Origin of the sequence: Pseudonocardia kunmingensis, assembly GCF_006716445.1 — a bacterium.
GTDB classification, from domain to species: domain Bacteria; phylum Actinomycetota; class Actinomycetes; order Mycobacteriales; family Pseudonocardiaceae; genus Pseudonocardia; species Pseudonocardia kunmingensis.
In genome coordinates this window covers 1490614-1503257 of record NZ_VFPA01000002.1, presented here as the reverse complement: position 1 = coordinate 1503257, position 12644 = coordinate 1490614, and the positions used below count along the sequence as shown (strand labels likewise).

The 12644-nt window shown below is 74.7% G+C and carries 9 protein-coding genes; 4 read left to right on the top strand and 5 right to left on the bottom strand.

Translation table 11 applies throughout. The features are described from left to right. Position 1: 1 nt before the first annotated feature. Entirely contained in the window at positions 2-1606 is a 1605-nt protein-coding gene (locus FB558_RS22750; protein ID WP_142056425.1) for an ABC transporter substrate-binding protein, read from the bottom strand. Positions 1607-1833: 227 nt separating this feature from the next. On the opposite strand from FB558_RS22750, the gene FB558_RS22745 reads away from it, so the two are divergent. Genes FB558_RS22745 through FB558_RS22735 form a run of 3 tightly spaced genes read left to right on the top strand, consistent with a single transcriptional unit; the run spans position 1834 to position 5548 of the window. Next, positions 1834-2823 carry an ABC transporter permease gene (locus FB558_RS22745; RefSeq protein ID WP_142056424.1) on the top strand — a complete coding sequence of 330 codons (990 nt, stop codon included), beginning with the start codon at positions 1834-1836 and terminating at the stop codon, positions 2821-2823. Continuing rightward, a complete protein-coding gene (locus FB558_RS22740) occupies positions 2820-4754 on the top strand; it encodes a dipeptide/oligopeptide/nickel ABC transporter permease/ATP-binding protein (RefSeq protein ID WP_246106673.1) in 1935 nt (644 codons plus the stop codon). The genes FB558_RS22745 and FB558_RS22740 overlap by 4 nt, the downstream gene beginning before the upstream one ends. Further along, positions 4751-5548, top strand: a complete 798-nt coding sequence (locus FB558_RS22735; RefSeq protein ID WP_142056423.1) for an ABC transporter ATP-binding protein — start codon at positions 4751-4753, stop codon at positions 5546-5548. Before FB558_RS22740 ends, FB558_RS22735 begins: the two co-directional genes overlap by 4 nt. 180 nt (positions 5549-5728) lie before the next feature. Here the strand turns inward: FB558_RS22735 and FB558_RS22730 are convergent, their stop codons facing one another. The 4 genes from FB558_RS22730 to FB558_RS22715 form a co-directional block, all read right to left on the bottom strand. After that, positions 5729-7198 carry an amidohydrolase family protein gene (locus FB558_RS22730; RefSeq protein WP_142056422.1) on the bottom strand — a complete coding sequence of 490 codons (1470 nt, stop codon included), beginning with the start codon at positions 7196-7198 and terminating at the stop codon, positions 5729-5731. Continuing rightward, positions 7195-8475, bottom strand: a complete 1281-nt coding sequence (locus tag FB558_RS22725) for an MFS transporter (protein ID WP_142056421.1) — start codon at positions 8473-8475, stop codon at positions 7195-7197. The genes FB558_RS22730 and FB558_RS22725 overlap by 4 nt, the downstream gene beginning before the upstream one ends. A 114-nt stretch (positions 8476-8589) precedes the next feature. Further along, on the bottom strand, positions 8590-9885 hold the full coding sequence (locus FB558_RS22720; protein WP_246106672.1) for a M20/M25/M40 family metallo-hydrolase: 1296 nt from the start codon (positions 9883-9885) through the stop codon (positions 8590-8592). Between the two features lie 13 nt (positions 9886-9898). Continuing rightward, the gene (locus tag FB558_RS22715; RefSeq protein WP_142056419.1) at positions 9899-10726 is read right to left on the bottom strand and encodes a M55 family metallopeptidase; all 828 of its coding nucleotides are present in this window, start codon (positions 10724-10726) and stop codon (positions 9899-9901) included. Between the two features lie 133 nt (positions 10727-10859). On the opposite strand from FB558_RS22715, the gene FB558_RS22710 reads away from it, so the two are divergent. Continuing rightward, positions 10860-12644, top strand: coding sequence for an ABC transporter substrate-binding protein (locus FB558_RS22710; RefSeq protein WP_170231471.1), 1785 nt, complete (start codon positions 10860-10862; stop codon positions 12642-12644).

Sequence of the window (12644 nt, the reverse complement as noted above, 5' to 3'; positions counted from 1 at the left end):
CTCAGTCCTCCCCGGCCGCCACCATCATGATGCTGGTCGGGATCACCGCGCCGCCGCGGCTGTCGAACCGGGCGCCGCTGCCGAACACCGGCGTGGGGGCCTGCGCCACGGGCACCACGTCGAACGCGGTGAACAGGGCCGACTCCGCGCGGTTCCACAACTCGCACCCCGCCTCCCCCGCGGTCACCTGGGCCCGGGCCGCCAGCTCGGTGTAGGCGGGGTTGTCGATCGCGGTGTAGTTCGAGCCGTCCGGCGGCGTCGCCCCGGTGGCGAAGGGCGAGATGGTCACCGGCAGGTAGGCGTTGAGCGGGAGGTTGGCGACGTCCCACGCGTCGCCGCCGAACGTCGCCTCGATGATCCCGGTGTCGGTCATGGCCCGGCTCTCGACGACGACGCCGAGGTTCTCCTGCCACCGGCGCGCCAGCAGCTCCATGCCGGCGGACAGGTCGTCGAGCCCGCTCTTGTAGAGCAGCCGCAGGGTCAACGGCGTGCCGTTCCGCGACCGGGTGCCGTCGGCGCCCAGCGTCCAGCCCGCCTCGTCGAGCGCGCGCCGCGCCGCGGCGACGTCCTGGGCGGGCAGGGTGCCCGCCACGGTGTCGCCGGTGCATCCGCGCGGCTCCAGGACGGCCATCGCCGTGGGCGCCGACCCGAGCCCGCTCGTCATGACCATCCGCAGCTCGTGCAGGTCGAGCGCCAGCGTCAGCGCGCGGCGTACCGCGGGGTCGCTACCCGGGTGGCCCTGCTTGTGGTTGAACCACAGCTGCCCGGTGATCCGGTCGGTCGCCGACTCGAACATCCCCCGCACCCGCAGGCGCTCCTGGTCGACGCCCGTGATCGCGGCCGCGTTGACGTCCCCGGCGAGCAGCAGGTTCGCCGCCGTGGCCTCGTTGTCGACGACGCGCACCACCACGCGGTCCGGGAAGCCGGCGGCGTCGGTGGACGCGCCCCCCGGGCCCCACGTGTAGCCCTCCCGCCGCACGAGCGTGTAGTGGTCACCCGCGACCGCCTCGGTGAGGGTGAACGGGCCGGTCCCGGCGGAGCCCCTGGCCAGCACGTCCCGGTCGCTCATCCCCGCCGGGCAGACGATCGGCACGCTCGCCACCGACTCGAGCAGGAACCCGTAGGGCTGCGCCATGGTGACCGTGACCGTGCGGGCGGTGTCGTCGGCCGTGGTGGTGAAGTCGCGGTTCGGGAAGGTCGTCCCGATCAACGGCGAGGCGTTGGCCGGGTCCTTGAGGTAGTCGAGGTTCGCCTGCACCACCGACGCCGTCATCGGCGTCCCGTCGTCGCAGACCACGTCCGGGCGCAGGGTGAACGTCGCGCTGGTGGCGTCGGCCTCCCACGCCTCGGCGATGCCCGGCACCGGCCGGTTGTCCGCGTCGTGGGCGACCAGGGTGTCGTAGGTGAGCGTGTTGAAGTTGTTGGTGACCGACAGGACCGTCTGGTGCGGGTCGAGGTTCCCGGGGTCGGCGCTGATCACGTAGGTGAACGTGGCGCCGTCCACCGGCCGGTCCGCGGACCCGTCGCCCGCGCCCCCGCACGCGGTCGCGAGCAGGGCCAGCGCACCGAGGCACGCGGCGAGGGAGAGGGTCGGGGCGCGTCTCATCGTCTCCTCCAGGCCGGCCGCGGCGGGTTCCGCCCAGCCTGGGGACCGCGGCGACCACGCGCATCGTCGAAACCGACCGAGATCGGCGGGCCCGGTCGTGCCCGGCACCGAATCCGGCCTGCGGGGCGGGCCGTGGGCGGGGTCTTGTGCGACCACCACCGACCAGCAGCTGATTCTTCGTCGTCGGCGACGATGACCCCCGGAGTGCTCCACACCACTCTGGGGCGATGACCGAGCTCGCCGGGGCCGCCCGGCCCACCGGCCTCCACGCCGGCCCGTGGCTCGAGTTCGCCGTGCGCCGGACGGGCCGGCTGCTGGTGTCGGTGCTGGTGCTGGTGACCGCGTCGTTCGCGATGATCCACCTGATCCCGGGCGACCCGGTCCGCGCCGCGCTCGGCATCACCGCCTCGCCCGAGCTCGTCGAGGAACGCACCCGGGCGCTCGGGCTCGACCAGCCGCTCCCGGTGCAGTTCGCCGGCCACCTGTGGGGGCTCCTGCGCGGCGACCTCGGCACGTCCACCGTCTCCGGGCTGCCGGTCGCGCAGGTCATCGGCGACCGGCTACCGGCCACTGCAGGCCTCGGCGTCGCGGCCTTCGTGCTGACGATGGTGGTGGCGCTGCCGCTGGGTATCGCGGCGGCGGTCGCCACCCACGGCGGCAGGCGGCGCGGCGGCGAGCTCGCCTTCGCCGGGGTCACCGGGGTGCTGGCGGCGATCCCGGACTTCCTCATCGCCGTCGGCCTGGTGTTCCTGTTCGGGGTCACCTTCACCGTGCTGCCCGTGGCCGGGCTCTCCGGGCCGGAGTCCTTCGCGCTCCCCGTGATCGCCCTCGCGGTCGCACCGGCCGCGGCACTGGCCCGCATCGTCCGCGTCGAGGGGCTGCGGGTGCTCGGCCAGGACTACATCCGCACCGCCCGCGCCAAACGGCTGCGCCCGCGCCTGGTCCACCTGCGCCACGCGCTGCCCAACATGCTCACCGCGGCGCTGACGGTGGGCGGGCTGCTGCTGTCCGGGCTGATCGCGGGGACCGTGCTGGTGGAGAACATCTTCGCGTGGCCCGGCCTGGGCACCACGATCGTCGCCTCCATCACGCAGAAGGACTACCCGCTCGTCCAGGGGATCGTCCTGGTCTACGGCGTCGCCGTGCTGCTGGTCAACCTGGTCGTCGACGTGCTGCTCGCGCTGTTCGACCCCCGATCGACCATCCGGGAGGGATGAGCGTGCGGCTGCGGGGGATGCAGGCCGGCGGGCGCACCGGGCCCTGGTGGGGCCTGCTGCGCACACCGATGGGAGCGGCCGCCGGTGCCGGCGTGCTGGTGCTGGTGGGGCTCGCGGTCATCGGGCCCGCGGTGTGGGGCGGAGCCGCCGAGGCGGTCGACGTCGACGCCCTGCGTGACGGCCCCTCCGCGGAGCATCTCGTGGGCACCGACGGGCTCGGGCGCGACGTGCTCGCCCGGGTGCTGGTGGCCACCCGGACCTCGCTCGGGCTGGCCCTGCTCGCCACGGCGATCGGCGTCCTGTCCGGCGTGGTGCTGGGTGCCCTGCCCGCCGTGCTCGGCCGCCGGGCCGGACGCCTCGTCGTCGCCGCGGTGAACCTGGCCGTCGCGTTCCCCGCGCTGCTGCTCGCGATCTTCCTCGCCGTCGTCTTCGGCGTCGGTTCCCAGGGCGCCGTGCTCGCGATCGGGTTCGCCCTCGCGCCGCCGTTCGCCCGGCTCACCCAGACGCTCGCCGCCTCGGTGGCGGGGCAGGACTACGTGGCGGCGGCGCGGGCGCTGGGCGTGGGCCGGGCCCGGCTGCTGGTCCGCCACGTGCTGCCCAACATCGCCGAACCGCTCGTCGTCAACGCCGCCCTCGGTGCGGGGAACGCGCTGCTCGCCTTCGCCGGGCTCTCCTTCCTCGGGCTCGGGGTCCAGCGCCCCGCCTACGACTGGGGCAGCCTGCTGGGCGAGGGCCTGAACCGGATCTACATCAACCCGGCCGCCGCGCTGGCACCCGGTGCGGCCGTCGTCCTCGCCGGCCTGGCGTTCACCCTGCTCGGCGAGGCGGCGGCCGCCGCCGTCGGGCTGCGCGCCACGGCCACCCGCGCCCCCGTGCCCCCGGCGGCCCCGCCTCCCGCCGTGGCACCGCCGGGCCCGGACGGAGACGTGCTGCGGGTGCGGGAGCTGCGCGTGGCGTTCCCGCGCGACGGCTCGTGGACCGTCCCCGTCGCCGGTGTCTCCTTGGACGTGCGCGACGGCGAGGCCGTCGGCATCGTCGGCGAGTCCGGGTCCGGCAAGAGCCTCACCGCGCTCGCCGTGGCCGGCCTGCTCCCCCAGGGCGCCGTGCGGACCGCCGCAGCGCTGAGCGTCGCCGGGCAGGAGATCTGCGACGTCCCGGACCGGTCGCTGCGCCGCGCGCTCGGCACGGACCTGGCGATGGTGTTCCAGGATCCGCTCACCTCGCTGAACCCGGCGCTGCGGATCGGGCGGCAGCTGGCCGAGGTCGCCGAGGAGCACCTGGGAAGCTCCCGCGCGGACGCCCACGAGCGCGCCGTCGATCGGCTGCGCGACGTCGCTATCCCCGATCCGCACCGGCGCGCCCGCCGGTACCCGCACGAGTTCTCCGGCGGTATGCGCCAGCGCGTGATGATCGGCATGGCGTTGATGGCCGGACCGCGGGTGATCATCGCCGACGAACCGACCACGGCCCTCGACGTCACCGTGCAGCGGCAGGTGCTGCGGCTGCTGCAGCAGGCGCGGGAGGACCACGGCACCGCCCTGCTGCTGATCTCGCACGACCTCGCCGTCGTGGCGAGCGTGTGCGACCGGGTCCTGGTGATGTACGGCGGCCGGGTCGTCGAGGAGCTCCCGGTGAGCACGCTGCTCGCCGGGCCCGCGCACCCCTACAGCCGGGCGCTGCTGGCCTCGGTGCCGCGGATGGACGCCGACCGCACCCTCCCGCTGGCGACCATCCCCGGCCGGCCGCCCGACCCCTCGACGCGCCCACCCGGCTGCCCGTTCCAGCCGCGGTGCGCGCACGCCACCGACCGATGTGCGGAGGCGGTGCCGCCGCTCGAGCCCTACGCCGCCGGGCACCGGGTGGCCTGCCTGCACCCCCAGGTCGGTCCGGTCGGCCCGACGACGGCGCCGGCCCTGGAGGCCACCTCGTGACCACGCTCGAGTTCCACGGCCTCACCGTGCGGTTCGGCTCCGGGCGCCACCGCGTCACCGCGGTCGACGGCGTCGACCTCGTGGTGCCCACCGGGACCGTCGTGGGCCTGGTCGGCGGGTCCGGCTCGGGGAAGTCGACGCTGGCGCGAGCGGCGATCGGCCTCGCGCCCGTGTCGGCGGGCCGGGTGCTGCTGGGCGGGGAGGACGTGACGCGCGCCCGCGGCAGGCGCGGCGGGCGCAGGCGCGCGGTCCAGATGGTGTTCCAGGACCCCTACTCGTCGCTGGATCCGCGGATGCCGGTGGGAAGCTCGATCGAGGAGGGGCTCACCGCCAACCGGGACCGCGTCGGCCCGGTCGCCGCCACCCGGCGGGCCCGCGCGGCCGAGGTGGAACGCCTGCTCGACCTGGTGCACCTGGACCCGGGGCTGGCGGCGGCCCGGCCGGGCGCCCTCTCCGGCGGGCAGCGCCAGCGCATCGCCCTCGCCAGGGTGCTGGCGGCCGCACCCGAGGTGATCATCGCCGACGAGATCACCTCCGCACTGGACGTCTCGGTGCAGGGCTCGATCCTGAACCTCGTCCGCGAGCTGCGCGGCGAGCTCGGGCTGACGATGCTGTTCATCTCCCACAACCTCGCCCTGGTCCGCTACGTCAGCGACACGGTGGCGGTGATGCGCCGCGGCGAGCTCGTCGAGGTCGGCCCCACCGAACAGCTGCTGGGAGCGCCCGAGCACGGGTACACACAGGAGCTGCTGGAGGCGGTCCCCCGCCTGGGCGACCGGCTCCCGGCGCTCTAGCTCGGCGGCCCCGGCACGCCCGCCCGCGGGAGCGCGAGGCGAAAACGGGGGGGCGAGGGGCGCGAGCACGGGATCGCCCGGGCTCTGACCCGGACGAACGGCACTCTCGTCGGTACCTAGCCGACGAAAGTGCCGTTCGTCCGGGTGGAGCCTGAGGCCAAAGGCCCGGCGGTGCGTCGGTCAGACCCGCACCGGACGGCCGGGGAGCACGTCGGTGCGCAGTTCGCCGTCGCGCACCACGAACTCGCCCGCCACCAGGACGTGGTGGAAGCCCGTCGACGGGGCCGCCGTGTCCTCGTAGGTCGCCCGGTCCGTCACGCGCTCGGCGTCGAACACGGTGATGTCGGCGTCGCAGCCGGGCTGGACGCGGCCCTTGCGCCGCATCGCGGGCACGCCGGCGCCCAGCACGTCGGCAGGCACGAGCGTGCAGCGCCGCACCGCCTCGGCCACGTCGAGCAGGCCGCGCTCGCGCACCAGCATCCGGAACGTCCGCGCGTAGGTGCCCGCCGTGCGGGGGTGGGTGACGGCGTCGGGGGGCAGCGGCCAGCGCAGCGGGTCGCGCTCGCCGCCGCGCCACAGCAGCGGGGAGGCGTCGCTCGCGACCGCCGCGTCGTCGAACGCGAGCGCGCGCTCGACGTGCGCGAACGCCTCCGGGTCGGACTCGTCGAGGAAGTGCACGAACGCCGCGCCACCGGGGTCGGACTCGCGCAGCGCGCGCAGCTCGGCCTCGTCGGCCATGCGCCGCCCGGTGGCGAGGTAGCCGATGGAGTGCGGGGTGAGACCGCGCCGGTGCAGGAATTCGGGGGCGAGGAAGGCCGCACCGATGCCCGTCATGCCGCTGCCGTAGGGGTAGGCCTCGGTGGTGACGCGCGCGCCCTCCCGCCGCACCTGTTCCACCAGCGCCAGTACGCGGTCGACGTGGCGGACCGAGGTGCTGTTGAGGTGGCAGTAGTGCATGTGCGCGCCGGTCTCCGCGGCGGCGCGGGTGATCTCCTCGGCGCCGTCCACCGGGGTGGTCGGGTCCTGCTCGACCAGCTCCCGGGCGTGCGTGTAGGTCGGCCGGCCCGCGCGGGCGGCCAGCGCGGCGACGGCGAGGTACTCCTCCGGCGTGACGCGCGGCGCGTACCCCACCAGGATGCCGACGCCGAGCGCGCCCGCGGCCAGCTCCTCCTCCAGCGCCGCCACGATCCGCTCGACCTGCGCCGGGCTCGCCTCGCGCTGCCACTCCGCGCGCCCGATGTTCGCCATGAACCCGTCGATGTCGGCCGTGGGCTCGAGCCCGGCGACCACCTGCATCCGCACCGCGGCCCACGACGCCGAGTAGCCGTAGTGGATCGGGCGGCCCTCTGCGGCCGCGGTCCGGTAGGCCGGCTCCACCGGGCTCACCCCGGCCTCGAGCTCCAGTGCCGTGGTGACGCCGTCGAGGGCCCGCAGCCGCTGACCCGCGACGTCGTCGGTGTGGTTGTGCAGGTCGATGAACCCGGGGCCGACCACGAGGCCGGACACGTCCACGCGCGTGCGGCCCTCCAGCGGGCCCGCGCTCACGGCGGCGATCGTGTCTCCCGAGATCCCGACGTCGCGCACGGCGTCGAGCCCGGTCTCCGGGTCGATCACCCGCCCGCCGGCGAGCACCAGGTCGTAGGTCGTCATGCGGTCTTCTTCCCCTCCGCGAGCTCGAAGCGTTCCGGTCGTTGCGGCACCCAGATGGCGATCACCGCGCTCAGCACCGTGGTGCCGATCAGGAACCCGAACGCGGCGGTGTAGGAGAAGCGGTCGACCAGGGCGCCCATCAGCACCGGTGCCAGCACCCCGGCCACCTGGCCGCCCACGTTCACCACGCCCATCCCGGAGCCGATCACCGCCCGGGGCAGGGCGCGCACGGGCATCCCGAGCACGCTCATCGTCGAGAGCCCGGCCACGCCCATGGCGAGGGTCTGGTAGATCGTGAACTCCACCGCGCTGCCGGCGCGCAGCATCAGCACCAGCATCGCGGCGGCCACCAGGAGCACCGGGATCACCAGCACCCGCGCCCGGTAGTAGAAGTACCGGTCGAAGAGCCAGCCGCCGACGAACGTCGTCACGGTCATCACCAGGCTCGGGATCGCCGCGGCGATCCCGGCGTTCAGCAACGGGATGCCCCGCTCCTCCAGCAGGTAGCTGGGCACCCAGGTGATCAGGCCGTACACGAGCATGTTCGCGGAGCAGAACAGCGCGGCGAACTTCCACACCGAGGACGAGCGCAGGACGGTCCCGATGCCGGGCGTGGACCCGGCCCCGCCCGGGGTGGCGTCCCCGGGCTCGCCGGGCTCGGAGAGCTCGGCCGGGAGCGGGCGCGGCAGCAGCGCCCAGAGCACCATGCCGATGAGCGCGCCGGCGCCGGCGACGATCCAGAACGTGTCGCGCCACCCGAACGCCAGCAGCACCGGCGCCACCACGAGCGGGGCGAGGCCCGCGCCGAGGGAGTTGGAGGCCAGCATCCACCCGGCCCCGGTGGCGCGCCGGTCCGGTGTCGTGCGCTCGGCGAGCGCCTTGAACGACGCCCCCGGGAACAGCGCCTGCGCCACGCCGAACAGCGCTCGCACGACCACCAGCGCGACGAAGCCCCACATCGCCCCGGTCAGCGCGGTGAACACCGACCACAGCAGCAGGGAGACCAGCAGCAGCCGCTTCGCGCCGAAGCGGTCGGCGAGCATGCCGCCCGGCACCTGGAAGACCAGGTAGGCCAGCGCGAACGTCGTGATCAGCCAGCCCTGCTCGGTCTTGCTGAGGTCGAACTCCTCCCCGATGAAGGGGAGCGCGATCGCCACCATGGTGCGGTCGACGTAGTCGATCACCCAGACCGCCATCAGCAGGGCGATGGTCGCCGTCGAGGTCCGGCGCACCTGCGCCCGCGTCCACGTCGGTGACGCGGTCGTGTCGGGTCCCATCGGTCCTCCCTGGCTACGGGTCTGCCGATTGTCGCCAGGCCCCGGCGGCGCGCCTTCGTTCCGGACGCACAAACCGAGGAGCCGATCTCGGTGGGGCCGACGAACCGGCGCCGCTCACACCTCCCGCAGGAACCGGTCCAGCACCCGCGCGCCGAACTCCAGTGCGGCCACCGGCACCCGCTCGTCCACGCCGTGGGCCATCGCCCGGTGGTCGTAGCCGTCGTCGGCGGGCAGCCCGAGCGGCCCGAAGCCGTAGCAGGGGATGCCGAGCGCGGAGAAGGCCTTCGCGTCGGTGCCGCCGCCCAGGCAGTACGGCACCACCACGGCCTCGGGGTCCTCCGCCCGCAGCGCCTCGGTCATCGCCGTGAACCACGGGGAGTCGAACGGCGCCTGCACCGGCTCACCGCGGCTGACGAACTCCCGCCGCACGTCCGGACCGAGCAGCTCGTCGACGACCGCCAGCACCTCCTCGGTGCCGCCGGGCAGCACGCGGGTGTCCACCAGCGCCTGCGCGGTGGAGGGGATGACGTTCACGGCGCTGCCGGCCGACAGCACGGTCGGCGTGGTGCTGGGCCGCACCACCGCCGCCGCCAGCGCGCCGGCCCGGCCCAGCCGCGCCACGGTGGCGTCGACCGCGGCGTCGGAGCCCAGGTCGACGGGCACGCCCAGCGCCTCCCCGGTCCGCACGAGGTACTCGCGCACGGTCGGCGTCAGCTGCACGGGCCAACGGTGCGCCGCGATCCGCGCGAGCGCGGCGACCAGCGCCACCACCGCGTTGTCCGGGTTGGGGCGCGAACCGTGCCCCGCCCGCCCGGAGGCGGTGAGCCGCAGGTGCATCGTGCCGCGCTCGGCGGTGCCGATCGGGTAGAGGCGCACCCCGCCGACGTCGAGGGTGTACCCGCCGCCCTCGCCGATGCCGGCGCCGCAGCCCGCGAACAGGCCCGGGTGCTCGGCGACGAGCCACCCGGCGCCGTACTCGCCGCCGGTCTCCTCGTCGGCGACGAAGGCCAGCACGAGGTCGCGCCGGGGCGCGACGCCGCGCGAGCGCCAGGAGCGCAACGCGGACAGCACGGTGGCGCACATGTCCTTCATGTCGACCGATCCGCGGCCCCACACGCAGCCGTCCCGGATCTCCCCCGCGAACGGCGGCACCGTCCAGGCGGCGGCGTCGGCCGGGACGACGTCGAGGTGCGCCTGCACGAGCAGCGCAGGCAGGGCCGGGTCGCGTCCCGGCACCCGGGCCACCACGTTCGCCCGCCGCGGCGCCGACTCCAGCACGAGCGGCTCGACGCCGACCTCGTCGGCCAGCACGGACGCGACGAGCTCGGCCGCCTCCCGCTCCCCCTGCGCGTCGCCGGACGAGGTGTTGGTCGTGTCGATGCGCACCAGCGCGGCGCACAGCTGCGCCACGCCGTCTGCCGGATCAGCCGTAGGCACCTTGCACCGCCCCGCTCGCGATCGCTGTGACGATCTTGAACGCCTGCATGGCGTCGGTCATGCTCGCCGCGTCGAACCCGACGCGCCGCACGTCCACCTGCTCCACGGTGGGCACCACCGCCGCGGCGTCCGCGAGGTGGGCCGCATCGAACTCCACCTCGATCCGGTGCGGTCCGGGCCGGCCCTCGCGGCGCCCCGCGCGAGCCGTCGCGGCCCGGGCGGCGTCGCCGATCAGCGCCGCGGTGCGGGCCGGGGGCAGGCAGATCGCGGCGTAGCGGCTCACGCACTCCTTGACGGCCACGCGCGCGGCGTCCGGCGCGTAGTCCGCGGCCTCCGCGCACGCGCGGTCGTCGCCGGTGACCAGCAGCACCGGCACCCCGTGCTCGGCGGCCAGCGCGGCGTTCAACCCGCCCTCCCCCGCCTGCGCCCCGTCGAGCCACACCCCGGTGATCGAGTTCGTGAGGTAGGTGTGCGCGAGCACGCCCTGCGCCCCGGCGCCCGCGTGGTAGCCGAGGAAGACCACCCCGTCCACCCCCGCGTCGACGCCCTGCATCATCGACAGCGGCTTGTGGCGGCCGGTGAGCAGCCGCGCCCGGTCATCGAGGTCCTCGAGCAGCAGGTTGCGCTGGGACGCGTGCGCCTCGTTGACCAGGACGTCCGTGGCGCCACCGGCGACCAGACCGGCCACCGCGGCGTTCACGTCCCCGGTGAACAGCCGCCGCATCCGCTGCCACGGCTCGGTGCCGGGCACGCAGTCATCGGTCCACGTGACGCCGGTGGCGCCCTCCATGTCCGCCGAGACCATGATCCGCATGTCACGCCACGCTATCGGCGGGCTACCCATTGACGCCATCCCCGCGCGGTGGTTGGTTTCCCCCCACCGCCGCAGCGCTGCGGGGGCCGATCGGGGGGAAGCGATGCTCGGGGGAATCGTCCGCAGATCCGTCATGTCCGCTGCCGCGGTGCTGGCCGCCGCGGCGCTCGCCCTGTCCGGCGCAGGCGTCGGGCAGGCACAACCGGCGACCGGCACCACGATGCGGGTGGCGCTCACCCAGGACATCGACTCGCTGAACCCGTTCGTCGCGGTGTTCCTGTCCTCCACCCAGATCAACCGGCTCAACTACGAGAACCTCACGGTGGTCGGCCCGGACAACGCTGTGCAGCCGGGGCTCGCCGAGAGCTGGGAGGCCTCGCCGGACGCGCTGACCTGGACCTTCCACCTCCGCGACGCGCAGTGGTCGGACGGCACGCCCATCACGGCCCGCGATGTGGCCTTCACCTACCGACAGATCATGGACAACCCGGCGGCCCAGGACGCGAACGGCTCGGCGGTCTCGAACTTCGCCTCGGTGACCGCCGTCGACGACCGCACCGTGCAGATCACGACGACGCAGCCGCAGGCCTCCATCCTCGCCACCGACGTCCCGATCGTGCCCGAGCACGTCTGGGCAGGGCGGGTCGGCCGGATCGGCACGCTGAACAACGCCGAAGAGCTCCCGGTGGTCGGCAGCGGCCCGTACGTCGTCACCGGCTACCAGGAGGGCCAGTCGGTCACCCTCAGCGCCAACGACCGGTTCTGGCGGGGCCGGCCGACGGTGGACACCGTGCAGTTCGTCCGCTACGAGAACACCGACGCGGCCGTGCAGGGCCTGCTCAAGGGCGACGTCGACCTGGTCCGCGACCTCACCCCCGCGCAGTACGACTCGCTGGCCGGCAACGACGCGGTAGCCCGCAACGACGGCCGCAACCGCCGCTTCACCGAGATCCTGGTCAACTGGTCGAACCCCAGCGGCGTGGACGGGCAGCCGTTCGGAGACGGGCACCCCGCGCTGCGCGACGTGCGGGTGCGCCAGGCGCTGCACCACGCCGTCGACCCGGCCGCGGTCGTCGAGCGCGTCAAGCAGGGCCACTCCGAGGTGATCCACGGCCTCATCCCGCCGGTCTACCCGGACTGGACGTTCACGCCGTCCGACGGTCAGCGCCGCGACCACGACCCCGAGCGGGCGAAGGCGCTGCTCGACGAGGCCGGCTACCGCCCCGGAGCCGACGGCGTCCGCGTGGGCCCCGACGGCAGGCCACTGACCCTGCGGCTGATCGCCGGGAACCAGGTGGCCACCAACCCGCAGCTGCTCGAGTTCCTCGCCGGCTGGTTCACCGCGGTCGGCGTCGGGGTGCAGCCGCAGATCATGTCGTCCAACCAGATCGACGACGCCACGGTGGCCGGCAACTTCGATCTCGCCGTGAGCGGCTGGAGCGTCAACCCCGACCCGGACGACATGCTCTCGCAGCAGACCTGCGCGGTGAACGGCACGTCGAAGTCCGACTCCGGGTACTGCAACCCGGCCTACGACCAGCTCTACGCCGCACAGCGGGCCGCCGTCGACGAGGGGCAGCGGCGCGAGCTCGTGCAGCAGATGCAGTCGCTGCTCTACGACGACGTGCACGCGATCGTGCTGACCTCGGACACGCTGCTCGAGGCCTACCGCGCCGACCGCTTCACCGGGTTCGTCACCCAGCCCGAGGACGGCGGCGTCATCACCGGGCAGACCGGCTACTGGGGCTACTACGGCGCCACACCGGTCGCCGCCGACGAGGCGGGCGCGGCGGCCGAGGCCGGGGGCGGCAGCGGCGGCACGATCGCGGCGGTGGTCGCGGCGGCCGTCGTCGTGGTCGGCGGCGGCGCGTTCCTCGTCACGCGGAACCGGCGGCGCGGCCGCGACGAGCGCGAGTAG